The sequence below is a fragment of the Elioraea rosea genome, from assembly GCF_007644105.1.
Classification (GTDB): domain Bacteria; phylum Pseudomonadota; class Alphaproteobacteria; order Acetobacterales; family Acetobacteraceae; genus Elioraea_A; species Elioraea_A rosea.
Window position 1 is genome coordinate 1 of the sequence record NZ_VFAC01000057.1, and the last position, 16,717, is coordinate 16,717.

At 71.6% G+C, this 16,717-nt stretch carries 16 protein-coding genes and 2 pseudogenes; 11 read left to right on the forward strand and 7 right to left on the reverse strand.

The genetic code is table 11. From position 1 onward, the window contains the following. Nucleotides 1-630 (forward strand): annotated as a pseudogene (locus FIF60_RS21770) (hypothetical protein); the annotation flags it as partial. A gap of 10 nt (nt 631-640) precedes the next feature. After that, entirely contained in the window at nt 641-1,045 is a 405-nt protein-coding gene (locus FIF60_RS20070; RefSeq protein ID WP_144300072.1) for a nuclear transport factor 2 family protein, read from the forward strand. On the opposite strand, the gene FIF60_RS20075 is transcribed toward FIF60_RS20070, so the two are convergent. Next, nucleotides 1,038-1,742, reverse strand: coding sequence for an ArsR/SmtB family transcription factor (locus FIF60_RS20075; protein ID WP_144300073.1), 705 nt, complete (start codon nt 1,740-1,742; stop codon nt 1,038-1,040). The genes FIF60_RS20070 and FIF60_RS20075 overlap by 8 nt on opposite strands. Before the next feature lie 61 nt (nt 1,743-1,803). On the opposite strand from FIF60_RS20075, the gene FIF60_RS20080 reads away from it, so the two are divergent. The 4 genes from FIF60_RS20080 (at nt 1,804) to FIF60_RS20095 (ending at nt 5,198) form a co-directional block, all read left to right on the forward strand. After that, nucleotides 1,804-2,649 (forward strand): shikimate dehydrogenase, encoded by an 846-nt coding sequence (locus FIF60_RS20080; protein WP_144300074.1) that lies wholly within the window; start codon nt 1,804-1,806, stop codon nt 2,647-2,649. 22 nt (nt 2,650-2,671) lie between these two features. Further along, the gene (locus FIF60_RS20085; RefSeq protein ID WP_144300075.1) at nt 2,672-4,081 is read left to right on the forward strand and encodes a tetratricopeptide repeat protein; all 1,410 of its coding nucleotides are present in this window, start codon (nt 2,672-2,674) and stop codon (nt 4,079-4,081) included. 175 nt (nt 4,082-4,256) lie between these two features. Beyond that, a complete protein-coding gene (locus tag FIF60_RS20090) occupies nt 4,257-4,787 on the forward strand; it encodes a c-type cytochrome (protein WP_144300076.1) in 531 nt (176 codons plus the stop codon). 3 nt (nt 4,788-4,790) lie between these two features. Continuing rightward, nucleotides 4,791-5,198, forward strand: coding sequence for a nuclear transport factor 2 family protein (locus FIF60_RS20095; protein ID WP_144300077.1), 408 nt, complete (start codon nt 4,791-4,793; stop codon nt 5,196-5,198). 9 nt (nt 5,199-5,207) lie between these two features. On the opposite strand, the gene FIF60_RS20100 is transcribed toward FIF60_RS20095, so the two are convergent. Beyond that, nucleotides 5,208-5,900 carry a winged helix-turn-helix transcriptional regulator gene (locus FIF60_RS20100; protein ID WP_144300078.1) on the reverse strand — a complete coding sequence of 231 codons (693 nt, stop codon included), beginning with the start codon at nt 5,898-5,900 and terminating at the stop codon, nt 5,208-5,210. A 151-nt stretch (nt 5,901-6,051) separates the two neighbouring features. Between FIF60_RS20100 and FIF60_RS20105 the strand changes: the two genes are divergently transcribed. Beyond that, nucleotides 6,052-7,218 (forward strand): acyl-CoA dehydrogenase family protein, encoded by a 1,167-nt coding sequence (locus FIF60_RS20105; protein ID WP_144300079.1) that lies wholly within the window; start codon nt 6,052-6,054, stop codon nt 7,216-7,218. A 3-nt stretch (nt 7,219-7,221) separates the two neighbouring features. On the opposite strand, the gene FIF60_RS20110 is transcribed toward FIF60_RS20105, so the two are convergent. Together FIF60_RS20110 and FIF60_RS20115 are read right to left on the reverse strand one after the other, a co-directional pair. Beyond that, nucleotides 7,222-8,385, reverse strand: coding sequence for a pyridoxal phosphate-dependent aminotransferase (locus FIF60_RS20110; RefSeq protein WP_144300080.1), 1,164 nt, complete (start codon nt 8,383-8,385; stop codon nt 7,222-7,224). A gap of 19 nt (nt 8,386-8,404) precedes the next feature. Further along, a complete protein-coding gene (locus FIF60_RS20115; protein WP_144300081.1) occupies nt 8,405-9,868 on the reverse strand; it encodes a gamma-glutamyltransferase in 1,464 nt (487 codons plus the stop codon). On the opposite strand from FIF60_RS20115, the gene FIF60_RS20120 reads away from it, so the two are divergent. Continuing rightward, the gene (locus FIF60_RS20120) at nt 9,857-11,248 is read left to right on the forward strand and encodes a M48 family metalloprotease (protein WP_144300082.1); all 1,392 of its coding nucleotides are present in this window, start codon (nt 9,857-9,859) and stop codon (nt 11,246-11,248) included. The two genes, FIF60_RS20115 and FIF60_RS20120, sit on opposite strands and share 12 nt — an antisense overlap. After that, nucleotides 11,245-11,994 (forward strand): DsbA family protein, encoded by a 750-nt coding sequence (locus tag FIF60_RS20125; protein WP_144300083.1) that lies wholly within the window; start codon nt 11,245-11,247, stop codon nt 11,992-11,994. The genes FIF60_RS20120 and FIF60_RS20125 overlap by 4 nt, the downstream gene beginning before the upstream one ends. A gap of 97 nt (nt 11,995-12,091) precedes the next feature. Here the strand turns inward: FIF60_RS20125 and FIF60_RS20130 are convergent, their stop codons facing one another. From FIF60_RS20130 to FIF60_RS20140, 3 genes are all read right to left on the reverse strand, one after another. Beyond that, nucleotides 12,092-13,222, reverse strand: a complete 1,131-nt coding sequence (locus tag FIF60_RS20130) for a type III PLP-dependent enzyme (RefSeq protein WP_144300084.1) — start codon at nt 13,220-13,222, stop codon at nt 12,092-12,094. Between the two features lie 375 nt (nt 13,223-13,597). Continuing rightward, nucleotides 13,598-14,605, reverse strand: a complete 1,008-nt coding sequence (thiS, locus tag FIF60_RS20135; RefSeq protein WP_144300085.1) for a sulfur carrier protein ThiS — start codon at nt 14,603-14,605, stop codon at nt 13,598-13,600. A gap of 43 nt (nt 14,606-14,648) precedes the next feature. Further along, the gene (locus FIF60_RS20140) at nt 14,649-15,929 is read right to left on the reverse strand and encodes an HlyC/CorC family transporter (protein WP_144300086.1); all 1,281 of its coding nucleotides are present in this window, start codon (nt 15,927-15,929) and stop codon (nt 14,649-14,651) included. Nucleotides 15,930-16,054: 125 nt separating this feature from the next. On the opposite strand from FIF60_RS20140, the gene aroQ reads away from it, so the two are divergent. Continuing rightward, the gene (gene aroQ, locus FIF60_RS20145; RefSeq protein WP_275426728.1) at nt 16,055-16,519 is read left to right on the forward strand and encodes a type II 3-dehydroquinate dehydratase; all 465 of its coding nucleotides are present in this window, start codon (nt 16,055-16,057) and stop codon (nt 16,517-16,519) included. Next, nucleotides 16,516-16,717, forward strand: a pseudogene (locus tag FIF60_RS20150) (acetyl-CoA carboxylase biotin carboxyl carrier protein); the annotation flags it as partial. The gene aroQ and the pseudogene FIF60_RS20150, both read left to right, overlap by 4 nt.

Below are 16,717 nucleotides of genomic sequence, written 5' to 3' on the forward strand. Positions count from 1 at the left end.
ACGCCTGACGCGGGCGAGGCCGAGCCGCAGGGTGCCGAGCCAGGCGGCGAGACCGACGAGGAGGGACGCGCGCGGCGCCGCCGTGGCCGACGCGGCGGCAGGAGGCGTCGCCGCGAGGACGAGACGGGAGCCGAGGCCCCGGGCGCAGACGCCCCGCCCCCCGCCCCGCCGCGCCCGATGTTCCAGGGCGCCACACCCGCCAACCCGTTCGGAGACGAGACGAGCTTCGACCTGTTTGATGCGATCGAGCGGGACCTGGTGGCAGGCAGCGAAGGCATCCCCGAGCCGGACGTGACGCTTCCCCCGCCAGAGGAGGAATTGGCCGCGGAGCCGGCCACCGCGGCAGCGGCACCGGAGATGGCCGAAGCCGCGCCGCCGGCCGAGCCACCCGCTGCGCCCGAGGCGCAGGCGCAAGCTCCGATGCAGGCCCCGACGCAGACCCCGGCGCAGGCTGAACCCGAGATGGCCGCCGGGGCCCCGGCCTCTTCCGTCGCGCCGGCCGAGCCCGCGCACGAGCCGCAGCCCGAACCGCCGCCGCAGGGCCCCATCGCCTCGATGGAGGTGAAGCCCATCGTCATCGACGCGGCGGCCGCGGAGGCGCCGAAGAGGCGCGGCTGGTGGAAACGATAGGGAGAAGACGATGACAGCCGAGAAGCCGATCTCGAGCCCGGTGCGCGCCGTCGAGGCGCTGCTCGGACGCTATTTCGACGGGCTCTACGAAGGCGACATCGCCGCGTGGGAAGCCGTGTTCCATCCCGAGTGCCGCTTCCACACCGTGCGCGCCGACCGCCCCGTCTCCGAGCCGCTCGCCGACGTGTTCGGCCGCATGCGCGCGCGCAAGAGCCCGAAATCGCAGGGCATGCCACGGCACGATCGCGTCGTCACGATCGACTTCTCCGGTCCCGAGACGGCGCTCGCCAAGGTCGAATGCGCCGTGCCGCCGCAGTTCTTCACCGACTACCTGACGCTCTGCCGCTTCCCCGATCTCGATGGCTTCGAGGGCTGGCGGATCGTGACCAAGACGTATCGGACCGACGTCAGGTAGCAGCCCGCGCGGGCGGCCAGGCGAGGCCGAGCGTCTCGCGCAGCGCCCGCGCCCCTTCCGGCGTGACGGTGGCGAGGCGGCGGGCGAGCCCCTCGCCGCTGCCGCGCCTGACCCAGCCCCGCTCGATGCAGGCGGTGCAGAGCGCGCGGGCAAGCCCGCCGCCGAGATGCGGCACGCGCTCGGACCAGTCCATGCAGTCGCAGGCGAAGCGCGACGCGCGGCGCGCGGCCTCGACATCCACGCCGATCGACGCCAGCCGCGCTTGCCCAGCCTCCGTCGCCTCCCAGCCACCGGCAGCGGGGCGCAGCAGGCGCTGCGCCAGAAGTGCCGCATGCAGAGCAACGCCGAGGCGCCCCGCAAGGTGGTCCCAGCAGGTGCGCGCGTCCCGCAACCCCTCGCCATGCGGCCAGGGCGCGCGCGGAGAATGGGCGGCCACCATCATGCCTTCCAGCGCCGCGGCCGCTGCGGCGTCGGCGATGCGGAAGAAGCGGTGGCGGCCCTGCGCGTGGACGGCAACGAGCCCGCCATCGACGAGCTTCGCGAGATGCGCCGTCGCAGTCGGCGGCGTGACGGACCCGGCGCGGGCAAGCTCGCCCGCCGTCAGCGCCTGGCCGCTCATCATCGCCTGCACCATCGCTGCGCGGGCAGGGTCGGCGATCAGGGAGGCGAGGCGTGCGAGCGCGGCCGGCGTTGACATCGCGCCACCCTAGGCCAGCATCCGCGCCGATGCTTCGCCGAAAACCGCAAGGACGCCACGCATGACCGCACCGCCGAGGAAACTGCTGCTCGGCCTGCTCGGCTATCCGATCGCGCATTCCGCCGCGCCTGCGATGATGGAGCAGGCCGGCGCCGCGCTCGGCATCCGCGTGCATTACCAGCTCCTTCCCTTCGAGGCGGCCGACGCGGCGACGCTCGGCCGCATCATCGAGGCGATCCGCCTCACCGGGTTCGGCGGCATCAACGTCACCTTTCCCTACAAGGAAGCGGTTCTGCCCTTCATCGACCGCCTGTCCGACGGTGCTGCGAGCCTCCGGGCCGTGAACGTCATCCGCGTGGAGGAGGACGGTACGCTGTCTGGCCACAACACAGACGCAACGGGCTATGCGCGCGTCGCCGCCTCGCTCGGCGATCGGCTGGCGGCCGGGCCCGTGGCGCTGATCGGCGCGGGCGGGGCGGGCCGGGCGATGGGCTGGGGGCTGCTCCAGGCCGGCGCGCGCGAACTCCGCGTCGTCGACCCCGACCCGGCCCGCTGCGCCTCGCTCGCGGGCGCGCTGGGCGAGGACCGCGTGCGCATCGTTCCGGATGTGGCCCAAGCGGTCGCGGGTGCGGCCGGCATCGTCAACGCCTCGCCCGTCGGCATGCTGCCGGACACGCGCTCGCCCGTCCCCGCAGCGCTCATTCGCCGCGAGATGTTCGTCGCCGATGCGGTCTATCATCCACCGCTGACGCCGTTGCTCGCCGCAGCGAAGGCGGTGGGGGCGCATCTCGTTCCGGGCCGCGCAATGTCGGTCGCGCAGGGCGTCGATGGGTTCGCGATCTTCTCCGGCGAGGCGCCGCCGGAGGAGGCCGTGGCGGCGGGCTTCGACAGCGCCGTCGGCGGATGAGGGGAGCGGAAGCGGGCGGTCGATGAGCGAGGAGACGAGGCGCGTCGCCCAGGCCGTGCGCGACCATCTGGCGCGCGAGCGGATCTCGCGCGACCGCTTCGCGCACGAGACGAAGCTCGGCCGCTCGACGGTCGACAAGCTGCTCATCGGCCTCTTCTCCGACCGCACGCTCGCGATCGTCGAGAAGCACACCGGGCTTCTGCTGCGCGGGCAGGCTCCCGCCCCGCCGCCTCGCCCGGCGGCGCCGTCAGGTCCGTCCATCGCGGTTCTGCCCTTCACCACGATGAGCGCGGAAGAAGGCCGAGACTTCATCGCGGACGGGCTTGTGGAGGACATCACCACCGCGCTCTCTCGGCTTCGCTGGCTGTTCGTGATCGCGCGCAACTCCGCCTTCACCTACAAGGGCCGCGCGGTGGACGTGCGCGAGGTCGCGCGCGAGCTCGGCGTGCGCTACGTGCTCGAGGGCAGCGTCCGGCTCGCCGGCGAGCGCATCCGCATCACCGGCCAGCTCATCGATGCAGCCACGGGCAAGCATCTGTGGGCCGAGAAGTACGACCGCGCGCTCGGCGATATCTTCGCGGTGCAGGACGAGATCACCTCCCATGTCGTGGCCGCGATCGAGCCGCATCTCTACGCGGAGGAAGGCTTGCGCGCCGCCGCCGCGCCGCCTGGCAGCATCGATGCCTGGGGTCTCGTCGTGCGCGCGATGGGGCTGATCACCCGCGTGGGCCGGCGGGAGAACGAGCAGGCGCGCGCGCTGCTCGCCGAGGCCATCGCACTCGAGCCTGGCTATGCGCGAGCCCACGCCATGCTTGGCTGGGCGGTGTGGTGGGCGACGCTCTGCTACTGGTGGCCCGACAGCGAGGAGGGCTACCGGGACGCGGCCCGCCATGCCGAGACCGCCGCAGCGCTCGATCCAGCCGAGCCCTGGGCGCGCATGACGCTCGGCCTCTCGCTCAGCAACGCCCGCGAGCACGACCGGGCGATCGCCGAGCTTCGCGCAGCGCTCGAGATCAACCCGAACTTCGCGCTCGGCCACACCGCGCTCGGCTGGGCGCTGATCCGCACCGGGCAAACCGAGGCTGCGCTCGAGGAAACCGCCAAGGCGCTGCGCATGAGCCCGATGGACAGCCATGCCGGCATCTACACGACCATCCATGGCCTGGCGCTGATCGCGGCCGGGCGGTCGGCGGAGGCGCTGCCGCATCTTCGCGCCTCCGTCGCCGCCTTCGCCGAGTACGCGGGCTACTACAACACGCTCATCTCCGCCTGCGGCCATGCCGGGCTCGCCGAGGAGGCGCGGCGCTGGATCGAGGCCCGCAATCGCGTCGGCCCGCCGATCCGGCTGTCGGTTCTCCGCCAGAACCTCGCCGGCTTCGCCCATGCCGAAACCTTCCTCGCAGGGCTCGAGAAGGCAGGCGTGCCCGAATAGGGCTGCCAGGAAAGATCCGGAAAGTTCCGGCGATGGTCCTTCCAGGGTCGTGCGCGCAGTCTCCATGCGACGCCGAGGCCGATGCGCGATGCAAACGGCCCGGCAGCGGAACGGAGACACGACCATGCCTCGTACCTCTCACCGGAGGCCGCCACGAGACCACGGCCGCTGCGGCATGAAGCTGGCCGGAGCGTTCGGCGCGCTCGCCGCCATCCTCGGCACGCTCGCCGCCATCACGGCCCTGGCGCAGGACCGCGCGCAGGTCACGGCGCCAGAGAAGCGAGAGCCGCGCGGCGCCTACCTCGCCGCGATCATGGACTGCCGCGGCTGCCACACGCCGGGAACCCTGATGGGCAAGCCCGATGCGGCGCGGGACCTCGCCGGCTCCAAGATCGGCTTCCAGGTTCCCGAGCTCGGCGTGTTCTACCCGCCGAACCTGACGCCGGACCGCGAGACGGGCCTCGGCGCCTGGCAGGTGGACGACATCGTCCGGGCCGTGCGCACGGGCGTGCGGCCGGACGGGCGCATCCTCGCCCCGGTGATGCCCTGGCACGCCTATTCGGCGCTGAACGACGACGATGCCCGCGCGCTCGCCCGGTACCTCAAGGCGCTCGCGCCCATCCGCAACGCGGCGCCGCCGATCACCGGCCCGTCCGAGGCCCCGCCCGCGCCCTACTTCACCATCGTCGCACCAGGAAAGGGCTGAGCCATGCCGATCATACCGGGCCTGTACGACAACCTCGCCATCATCCGCCGCTGGTACGCCACGCGCGATCCGGCCCTGCTCGACGAGGCGGTCGACTGGGTGATGGCGGACGGCTTTCCGGTGGGCGGCCACTATCGCGGGAGCAGGACGGTTCTCGAGGTGTGGTGGCCCAAGCTCATGGCCGTGTTCAGCGAATGGCGCGCCGCACCTGAGCGCTTCCTCAGCGCGGGCGAGGCGGTGGTGACGCTCGGCCGCTACGACGCGACGGTGCGGCATTCCGGTGAGCGCCTCAGCGTGCCGTTCACGCATGTCTGGTGGCTTCGGCACGGGCGCATCGCCGGCCTCGAGCAGCAGACCGACACCGCGCTGATCGCGCGTGCCCTGGCAGGGCGGCTCAGCCTCGCAGCCTGAGGCCAGCCGTCAGGCGACGCGCCGCGTCTCGCCCGCGAAGGGGCTGAGCCCGAGCCAGTGCTGGATCGAGCGCGCGAGCACCGGGTCCCCGTGCAGCTCGAGCCGGCCATGGGCGACCTCGTCGCGCACCGAGGCGAGCCCCATCCACACCGACGTCATGCTGCGAAGCGAGCCGATGACCAGCAGATCGACCTCGAAGCCAGGGTCGACGCTGCAGAGATCGGTCGCCCCGCCATCGACCACGAGCCACCAGTCGCGCCGCTTCTCCGGAAGCTCGGGGTACTGGAACTGTATCGTGCAGCGCCGCGGCGGCAGCGGCGTGGGGTTCAGGTTCCGCCGCATGTCCCACATCAGCAGGGATGGGTCGAGATTCTTCAGCGAAAGCTGGGATTCGACCCAGCGCTGGCCCCAGAACCCCATGCCGAAGACGATCGGGCGAAGCTCCTCCCCGGCGGGGGAGAGCCTGTACTCGACGACGCCCTTACCGTTCGGCGCGGCCTCGACCACGCCGGCCCGCTCGAGCTCCTTGAGCCGCTTGGACAGGAGCGCGGGAGACATGCGCGGGACGCCGCGGCGCAGCTCGTTGAACCTCGTCGTGCCCGCCAGCATCTCGCGCAGCACGAGGATGGTCCAGCGCGAGCACAGGATCTCTGCCGCCATCGCGACCGGGCAGAACTGATCGTAACTGCCTTTTTCGTCCATCTGCAGCGCTCCTTTGCCCGGCGGCCTGCCGAGGCCGCATGGGTCGAGGCTAGGGGTCCCGTGTTTCCGTTTCAGTACAGTTCGTGAACTATCGGATCGCTGCGTCCCGGGCGCAGTCTCGCCCCAAGCACCCAACACGGGAGAGACCGCCATGAACATCGCAGTGCCTGTTGCCAAACCGGATCACGATGTCGCTACCGACCGGCCAGACATCGTCACGCGCGCCGCGGCGCTCGTGCCGACCCTCGCCGCATCGGCCGGCGCCTTCGACGCCTCGGATCGTTTTGTCGCCGACAACTACCCCCTCCTGAAGGAGGCGGGCCTGATCGAGGCCGGCGTTCCGGTCGAGCTCGGCGGCGGCGATGCAGATATCCGCACGCTCGCCGCCATGCTTCGGACGCTCGCGCATGGCTGCGGCTCGACCGCGCTCGCCTTCTCCATGCACACCCACCAAGTCGCGGTGCCCGCCTGGCGGTGGCGGCACCAGAAGGTCCAGGCGGTCGAGCCCCTGCTCCGCCGCATCGCCGAGAAGCGTATCATCATTCTCTCGAGCGGCGGGTCGGACTGGATCGGCGGCTCGGGCAAGGCCGAGCGCGTCGAGGGCGGCTACCGCGTCACCGCACGCAAGGTCTTCACGTCAGGCTCGCCTGTCGGCGACCTCCTGATGACCGGCGCGGTCGTGCACGAGGAAGGCGAGGACCGCGTCATCCACTTCGCCGCGCCGATGGCGGCACCCGAGGTGACCGTGCTCGACACCTGGCGCACCCTCGGCATGCGTGGCACCGGCTCGAACGACGTGATGATCGAGAACCTGTTCGTCGCCGACGCTCAGGTCTCGTTCAAGCGCCGCGCAGGCGAGTGGCACCCGGTGTTCCAGATCATCGCCACCGTCGCCTTTCCGCTGATCTACGCCGTCTATCTCGGGGTGGCGGAGCGGGCGCGGGATGTCGCGATCGGCATCGCCAAGCGACGGGAGGCAAGCGAGGACACGCTGAACCTCGCGGGGCGGATGGACACCGCGCTGCGGGCGGCACGGCTCGCGCATGAGTGGATGATCGCCGCCGTCGAGCGCAACGCCCCCTCGGCGGAGAGTGTCAACGACGTCATGACCGGCCGCACGCTGGTGGCGGAGCATGCGATCAGGACGGTCGAGCTCGCGATGGAGCTTGCGGGCGGCGCGTCGTTCCATCGTGAAAACGAGCTCGAGCGCCTGTTCCGCGACGTCCAGGGCGCGCGGTTCCACGTGCTCAGGCAGGGGCCGCAGGCGCGCTATGCCGGCGCGATGGCGCTCGGCCTGCCGGCCACGACGATCTACTGAGCCTCAGGCGGCAAGCCATTGGCGGAGGCGGTTCGCCGCCTCCGCCATGTCCTCCGTCGCGCCGCAAAAGCTGAAGCGCACGGTGCGCGCGCCGCGCGTGCGGTCGAAATCCACCCCGGGCGTGGCGGCGACGCCGATCTCGGCGAGCATGCGCGCGCAGAAGGCGGCGCTGTCGTTCGTCAGGTGCCCCACATCGGCGTAGAGGTAGAACGCGCCCTCGGCTGGCGCGAGCCTGGCAAGACCCGCCTTCGGAAGTGCCTCTAGAAGAAGCGCGCGGTTGGCGGCGTAGCGCCGCACATGGGCCTCGAGCTCCTCGCCGCACTCCATCGCCGCAAGCGCAGCGACCTGGGCAATGCCCGGGGCTGAGATGAAGAGGTTCTGGGCAAGCCGTTCGACGGGACGGACAAGATCGTCCGGCAGGACCATCCAGCCGATGCGCCATCCCGTCATCGACCAGTATTTCGAGAAGCTGTTGATGACGACCGCCGAGGACGAGACGGAAACGGCCGTCGTGCCGGCCTCGGCATAGGTGAGGCCGTGATAGATCTCGTCCGAGATCAGCCGCACGCCATGCCCATCGCACCAGGCGGCAAGCGCGGCGAGCTCGTCACGGTGCAGCATCGTTCCGGCCGGGTTGCACGGGCTCGCGACGATCAGCCCGTCTGGGAGAGGGTCGAGCCGTTCGAGCATCGCGACGGTCGGCTGGAAGCGGCTCTCGGGGCCGGCCTCGATGATCACCGGCTCGAGGCCGAGCGCGGTAAGGATGTTCACGTAAGGGGGGTAGAAGGGGCTTGCCAGCGCCACGCGGTCGCCCGGGTCGAAGGCGGCCAGGAAGGCGAGCGGGAAGGCCCCCGAGGCCCCCATCGTCACCGCCACGCGGGCGGGGTCAAGCGCAAGCCTATAGCGTTCGCCGTAGAGGCGCGCGATGCGTTCGCGCAGCGTGCGGATGCCGAAGGCCTCGGTGTAGCCGAGCGTCTGGCCCTCGCGCATCGCAGCGATCGCCGCCTCGACGGCGCCGCCGGGGGCGCCCGTGGAAGGCTGGCCGACCTCCATGCGGATGACGCGCGGATCGCCGGGCCCGAGCGCGGCCGCGCGCGCATTCGCCGCGGCGATCACGTCCATCACGATGAAGGGCGGGGCGTTAGCCCCCCTCCCCACCTTCAGCATGAGGGGGCCTTGAGGGGCATCAGTCTGCGCCGAGCGCGAGGCCGTTGCCGCGCGGATCGGGCGCCCAGCTGCAGCTCGCGTTGCTCCCGGGCAGGTAGCGCGAGCAGGAGATGAGGTTGACGCGGCTGGTCGTGTCCTCCGCCCCGCGCAGGGTCCGGGGCGCGGCGACGGCGGCCTGGGCCGATGCGCCTGCCATCGCCTGCGAGGCGGCGATCCCGAGTGCCACGGGTGCGCCCTCGCCGCCGGAGGAGACGGCGGCAAGCCGGAACGCCCTCGTGCTGGGGTTCGTCACCATCACGAGCGACGGCAGCGCTGGCGGAACCTGGCCGATGCCAGGGGCTGCCGCCAGGAGAAGCCCGAAGGTCGGGGCGATCCGCCCGGTGCCGAAGAGGTTGTTCATGGTCATCGAGCAGGCCACGGCCTGACCGTCGCGATCGAGCACCGCGAAGCCCGTCGTCGCGCCGAGCACGGGCGGCAGGGAGCCGCCGGCGGGTGCCGTCGAGGCAAGCAGGGCCGAAGGCGGCGTGCCGGCGCGGGCTGCGGCGGCAGCGGCGAGGGCGGCCTGCGCGGCCTCCTCGACGGAGACGCGCGCGCGAAGACGCTGCATCATCACCGCAGCCCCCACCGAGCCGCCGACCGGCGAGACGGCGAGCGTGTCCGAGCCGAAGGAGACCGTCTCGGCGAAGGCGGCGCGGGGCAGGGTGGAGCGAAGCTCGTCCACGCTCAGCGCGCCGCCTGCCGCGGCGGTCGCGTCCGCCACGCGGCGGGCGAGCGAGCCCTGGTAGAAATCGCCGACACCCTGGCTCCTGATCTGGCCGATCAGGTTCGCGAGCTCGACCTGGGTCAGCATGTCGCCTTCGGCGAGCGCCTGCGACCCGCCGGACTTGCCGAAGATCTCGCGCGCCTGCGGGTCGGCCGAGAAGGGCGGCCACACGGCCGCAAGGTCGGTGGCGAAGGCACGGGAGACGGGCGTGCCGAAGCGCGCTGCCTGCTCGGCAGGGGCGATCACCCGCTCGAAGGGAAGCCGGCCCAGCCGCGAATGCAGCGCGAACAGCCCGCGCGGCGTGCCGGGAAGGGCTGCCGGCCGGTCCGACCCCGGCGCGATCACGGCGGGGGCGGTTGGCAGGAACTGGACGCTGATCGTCTCGCTGCGGCGCGGATCGAAGGCGAGGCACACCCCGCCGCCGGCGAGGGAGGCGCGGGAGGGCATCGTCACGCCGAGCATGAACCCGACCGTGACGGCGGCATCGACGGCAGAGCCACCCGAGGCGAGCACGTCGCGCCCGGCCAGCGCCGCGCGCGGCTCGTCCGCCACGACGCCGCCGAGGAAGCCGCGAACGAAGCCGGGCGTGCCCTCGGCCGGCCTGCTGGAGCCGAGCAGGGCGTCGGACCAGGAGCCGCAGCCGGCGACCGAGAGGGCACACAGGACCGCGATGAGGGACTTCGAGCGGCGCCGCACTATATTGGCCCCATGAGACGTCATGCCTTTGCCGGTCGGGCCCGTGCGCTCGCCGCCGCGCTCGCCGCCTCGCTTGCTCTTGCCGTGGGCTTCGCGCCGGGCGCCGCGGCGCAGGGGCGCGGCACCGTCACGATCATCCGCGACGCGGAGACGGAAACGCTGCTGCGGTCCATCTACGGGCCGTTGTTCAATGCCGCCGGGCTGAGCCGGGGATTCGTGCGCGTCACCATCATCAGGGATCGCTCGATAAACGCCTTCGTCACCACCGGCAACCGCATGTTCATCCACACTGGGCTGATCATGCAGGCCGGGTCGGTCGGCGAGGTGGCCGGCGTGCTCGCACACGAGACGGGCCACGTGGTCGGCGGACACATCGCGCGGCTGCCGGAGGAGATCCGCAACGCGCAGATCCGTGCGGTAGTGGCGAGCCTGCTCGGCATGGGCGCAGCGGTTGCCACCGGCCAGGGCGCGGCGGCGGGCGTGGGCGCCGTCGCCGGCACCTCGATGGCGCTGCGCGAGCTGTTCAGCTTCACCCGCACGCAGGAAAACGCCGCCGATCACACCGCCGTGAACCTGCTGAACCGGCTCAACTGGCCGGTCTCTGGCCTGCTCGACCTGATGGAGCGGCTGCAGGGCCAGGAGCTGATGATCGCCGACCGACAGGACCCGTACATGCGTACCCACCCGCTGACGCGGGACAGGATCGACTTCATCCGCGAGAGGATCGCCGCCCGCGGGCGCGACGGGGCTCTGCCCGGGGACATGGACCGCTCCTTCGCGATGGTGCGCGCCAAGTTGTTCGGCTTCCTCGAGAGCGGCGCGGCGATCCAGCGCGAGTATCCGCGCGACGACATGTCCGAGCCCGCGCGCTATGCCCGCGCGATCCAGACCTTCCGGGCAGGGCGGATCGACGAGGCCGTGGCCGAGATCGACAGGCTGATCGCCGCCAACCCGTCCTCGCCCTGGCTGCATGAGGTGAAGGGCCAAGTGCTGTTCGAGGGCTCGGGGCGGAACCGCGAGGCGGTCGAGCCCTACCGCCAGGCCGTTCGGCTCGCCCCGGCCGAGCCGCTGATCCGCTCAGGCCTCGCGCGCGTGCTACTGTCCCTCGAGGAACCGGCGCAGCTCCGCGCCGCCGCAGCCGAGGCCGAGGCGGCGCTGAGGCTCGACAACAGCCTCGCCATGGCCTGGCACACGCTGGGCATGGCCCGCGGCAGGCTCGGCGAGGAGGGGCTCGCCACGCTTGCCCTGGCGGAGGAGGCCGCCCTGAACGGCGACCTCCTGACACAGCGGCAGATGGCGGCGCGGGCGGAACGGCTGCTGCCGCCCGGGCCGGGGAAGCTTCGCGCGCAGGACCTCGCCAATGCCGCGCGGATCGAACGGGAGGAGAGACGGCGCCGCCAATGAGACAGTTCATCCGTATCGCGGCGCTTGCCGCGACCTGCCTGCTTCCGCTCCCGGCCGCGGCCCAGGGCGCCACGTCCTTCACTCCGCAGCAGCGCGCAGCGATCGTCGAGATCATCCGCGAGGCGCTGCGGAACGACCCCACGATCCTCGAGGAGGCCATTGCAGCGCTGCAGGCCCGCGACATGGCGCGCGAGCGCGAGGCCGCGCGGGGAGCCATCGTCGCCAACCGCGATGCGCTTCTGAACGACGCCACGTTGCCGGCGAAGGGAGCCGAGCGGCCGACGGCCACGATCGTCGAGTTCTTCGACTACCGCTGCCCCTACTGCAAGCGGATGAGCCCGGTGATCACGGAGCTTCTCGGCGCCGATCGCGGGGTGCGGGTGGTGCTCGTCGACATCCCGATCCTCGGGCCGGCCTCGGTCACGGCCGCGCGCGCGGCGCTCGCCGCACAGAGGCAGGGCAAATATGCGGAGATGCACGATGGACTGATGGCGCTCCGCGGCGAGCCGACGGAGGCCGCGATCATGCAACTCGCGGGAGAGCTGCGGCTCGACCGCGACAGGCTCCGCCGCGACATGGCCGACCCGGCGATCGGGCAGAGGATCGAGGCCAACCTGCGGCTCGCCCAGGCGCTCGGCGTGCAGGGAACGCCGGCCTATGTGGTGGGCAATGAGGTGCTGCCCGGTGCGGTGGGGCTCGACCAGCTGCGTGAGGCGATCGCCCGATCCAGGCGCGCTCCAGGCTGAAACGAGAGGAGGGGGGCCGAAGCCCCCCTCCCGTTCGTCATCCTGGTTCCGTCACACCCGGCTTCGTCACCCTCGCTTCGTAATCATGGCGCGCCGATCAGATGTAGTGCTCGGCGAGCGGTTGGAAGCCGTTGAAGCTCTGCGCCGCGTAGGTCGTCACGTAGGCGCCGGCGGAGAGAAGGTCGAGCCGGTCGCCCGACTTCAGCGCGAGTGGCAGGCGATAGTTCGCCTTCTCGTACAGGATGTCGGCGCCGTCGCAGGTCGGGCCCGCGATCGCCACCGGCCCCATGCGGCCGCCGTCATGCGGCGTGCGGAGCCGGTACTTGATGCTCTCGCCTTCCGTCTCGGCGAGACCGCCGAACCGGCCGATGTCGAGATACACCCAGCGCACCGGGTCGTCCTTGGCCTTCCGGCTGACCAGCACGACCTCGGACGACACCACGCCCGCATCGCCGACGATGAAGCGGCCAGGCTCGACGATCATCTCGGGGATCGCGTTGCCGAAGGCCTTGGTCATCGCCGCCATGATGGTGTTGGCGAAGTGGTCGATGCCCGGCACGTCGTTGCTATACCGGACCGGGAAGCCGCCGCCGAGGTTCACCATGCGCAGGTTCACGCCGCGCTCGGAGAGATCGGTGAACAGCATGCCGACCTTGGCGATCGCCGCCTCGTAGGCCACCGCGTCGCGCTGCTGCGAGCCCACGTGGAACGAGAGGCCGTAGGGGTCGAGCCCGAGGTCCTTGGCGCGGAGCATGAGGTCGCGCGCGGTCTCGACCGAACAGCCGAACTTGCGGCTCAGCGGCCAGTCGGCCCCCTCGTTCTCCACGAGCAGGCGGCAGTAGACCTTCGCGCCCGGGGCCGAGCGCGCGAGCTTCTCGAGCTCGCCCTCGCTGTCGAAGGCGAACATGCGCACGCCGGCGTCGAAGGCGCGGACGATCGCGCTCTCCTTCTTCACCGTGTTGCCGAACGAGATGTCGGCCGCGTCGGCGCCCGCCTCGAGGCACATCGCGATCTCTTCCCACGAAGCGGCGTCGAACGCCGAGCCGAGCCCGACCAGGCGGTCGAGGATCGGGGCGGCGGGGTTGGCCTTCACGGCGTAGTAGATGCGCGCGAGTGGCAGTGCCTGCGACAGCGCACGGAAATTTTCCTCGACGCGATCCACGTCGAGAACGAGGCACGGCGTCGCGGGACGCACGTCATCGAGAAAGCGCGCGACCTTTGGGGTCATCGCACAGGCCCTCCCCTCACTCCAGCGGAGGCGCCTGTAGACGGCGACACCTCCAGGTTGACGAACGGTCGAACGAACCAGCGTCCCCGAGGACGAACCCCGGTCGGCTGCCAGAACGCTTGACGTCGTTGCGTAAACCCCGAGGGGCCAGAGGCACGTGCGTTGCTGCGTCTGAGGGGGATATAAGGCCGATCCCCCTGTCGGTGAAGGAAAAAATGGGGCCCGGGCCATGCAAGGCTGGGGTGACCCCACGTCACGGCCCCAAGGTGGCGCATAACCGCCATTCCTGGTCCGCCTGAGCACACGATGGCGCGAAGGAATTGCCCGTTCGACGGCGGGCGATGGCTCCCGCCCCGAGTCGCGCGGCGGTCGGCCCTAGATCAGGCCGGCAAGCGGGCTCGACGGGTCGGCAGCGAGGCGCCTCGGCATGCGCCCGGCGAGATACGCGTCACGCCCCGCCTCCACCGCCGACTTCATCGCCCGCGCCATGCGGATCGGGTCGCGCGCATGCGCAATGGCGCTGTTGAGCAGCACCGCGTCGCAGCCGAGCTCCATCGCGATCGCGGCGTCGGACGCCGTGCCGACGCCGGCATCGACGAGCACCGGCACCTTCGCCTGCTCGACGATGAGCCGGATCGTCACACGGTTCTGGATGCCGAGGCCCGAGCCGATCGGCGCGCCGAGCGGCATGATCGCCACGCACCCCATCTCCTCGAGCCGCTTCGCCGCGACCGGGTCATCGGCGCAGTAGACCATCACCTTGAACCCGTCGCGGATCAGCACCTCGGCGGCGCGAAGCGTCTCGGCCATGTCCGGGTAGAGATGCGGCGGCGGCCCGAGCACCTCGAGCTTCACGAGGTTCCAGCCCCCCGCCTCGCGCGCGAGCCTGAGCGTGCGCACCGCGTCCTCCGCCGTGTGGCATCCGGCCGTGTTGGGAAGGTAGGTGTAGCGGTCGGGCGGGACGTAGTCCTGCAGCATCGGCGCGGACGGGTCCGACAGGTTCACCCGGCGCACCGCGACCGTGACGATCTCTGCCCCCGAGGCGGCGATGGCAGCGGCCGTCTCCTCGAGGTCCTTGTAGCGACCGGTGCCGACGAGAAGGCGGGAGCGGAAGCGGAGCCCCGCGACCTCCCAGCTGTCCTCCTCGGCCGGCGCGGCATCGCCGCCGCCGATGAAATGGACGATCTCGATCCTGTCGCCGTCGACCAGCGCGGTGGTGCCGTAGGCCGATTTCGGCACGATCTCGAGATTGCGCTCGACCGCCACCTTCTGCTGCGGCAGCCCGAGCGCGGCGAGAAGTCCCGAGACGTCGAGCGGCGCGTCGAACCGGCGCGCCTCGCCGTTGACGGTGACGGAAAGCGGGTTTCTTCCGGGTGCGGACATGTCCGCGATATGGGGTAGCCGAGCGGCGCCGGGCAAGTCCCGCTCACGCCCCCGGGGTGGTCGTCGGCACGGCGATCCGCACGGCTGTGATGCGCCGGCCGCGCAGCTCGGTCACGGTCAGGTCGTAGCCGGAGGCCGACACCGTCGTGCCGATCGTCGGCAGGCCGCGCGCGACATGCAGGACGAGGCCCGCCACCGTCGCCGCCTCGTCCTCCGGCAGATGCCAGTCAAGCTCGCGGTTGAGGTCGCGCACGCGGGTGTCGCCACGCACCTCGATCGCCCCCTCGTCGGTCACGCTGTCTGCGAGGATGCTCTCGCCGCGCTCGGAGATCTCGCCGACGATCACCTCGATCACGTCCTCGAGGGTCAGAAGGCCGCGGAGCTGGCCGTACTCGTCGAGCACCAGGGCGATGTGGCGGTGGGTGCGCCGGAATTCCTGGAGCTGGTCGAACAGGGGGCGCACCTCGGGGACCACCGGAACACGTTCTGCGATCGCGGCGAGGTCGAGCCGCGCGGGGTCGCCGCCGACCGCCTGCAGCGCCCGAAGCGCCGCCTTAACGTCGACGACGCCGATAATCTCCTGCCCGTCCGCGCGCCAGAGGGGGATGCGGGAATAGGGCGACGTGAGCAGCCGCTCGAGCCGCTTCGCCGGGGGCGCATCCGCATCGATGCCGACGATCCGCCGCCGATGCGTCATCACGTCGGCCACCGTCATCTCGTCGAGCTCGAGCACGCCGTGCAGCATCCGGCGCTCCTCGATGGCGGCGTCATCGGCCTCGCCGAGCCCGTGCAGCGCGATCACGCCGCGCAGGTCCTCGTCGGTCTGGGCCCTCTCCCCGGTCGCGACCTTGACGCCGAACACGCTGAGGATCGCCGCCACCAGCCAGTTGACGACCCGCGCGACAGGCCCGAACAGGCGAAGCGTCAGCGCGAGCATCGGGGTCGCCCGGAGCGCGGTCGAGTCCGGGTGCTGAATCGCGTAGGTCTTGGGCAGCACCTCGCTGAGGATCACGAGCGTAACCGTCATGACCAGGGAGGCGTAGACGACGCCCTCGGCGCCGAACCAGGCGATCAGGAGGGCGGAGGCCAGCGCCGTCGCGGTGGTGTTGACCAGGTTGTTGCCGACGAGCAGCGCCGCGATCAGCCGGTCCTTCCGCTCGCGCATGGCGCCGAGCCGGGTCGCCCGACGGTCTCCGGCCCGCGCGAGGCGGGTGATGTAGGCCCGCGAGGAGCCGGTGAAGGCGGTCTCACTGCCGGAGAACAGCGCCGACAGGAAGAGAAGGACGATGATGGCGAGAAGGGAGAGCAGCTCGGATAGCGTCATCGCGGAGAGATAGCCTTCCCCTGACCGCGAGGCGAGGGGGCAACCCGGCTGGTCCGGCGGTGCATTGCGGCGCGCCCAAGCCGCGTGCTAGGTGCCCCGGCCGAACAATCGCCATGGGATCAGCGGTGCCGAAGCCTCGCCCGATCGTCGCCGTCCTGAACGGCCCCAACCTCAACATGCTCGGCCTTCGCCAGCCCGAGATCTACGGCCGTGCCACCCTGGCCGACGTCCAGGCGCTGGCGGAGCGGCGTGGGGCCGAGCTCGGCCTTTCCGTCGAGTTCCGCCAGTCGAACCTCGAGGGCGAGCTGATCACCTGGGTGCAGCAGTGCCGCGGACGTGCTGCCGGCATCGTGATCAACCCGGCCGGGCTCACCCACACCTCCGTCGCCCTGCTCGACGCGCTGCTCGCCGCCGAGCTGCCCGTGATCGAGGTGCACCTGACCAACATCCACCGCCGCGAGGCCTTCCGGCAGACCTCGATCACCGGCAAGGCGGCGACCGGCCTGATCGCGGGGCTCGGGCCACGCGGCTACGCGCTCGCGCTCGAGGCGATGGCGGGGCTGCTCGCGGAAGCCAGGGGAGCGTCATGACGCGTATCCAGATCGACGAGGAGGCGATCCGCCGCCTCGCCGCGCTGCTCGAGGAGACCGGGCTTTCGGAAATCGAGATCGCCGAGGCCGACAGCCGGCTCCGCGTCAGCCGCGGCGGCCAGGCCACGCAGGTGATCGCCGCGCAGGCCGCCCCCGCCGCCGCGCCCGGGTCGGCCCAGGCGGCCGCCGCTGCGGCAG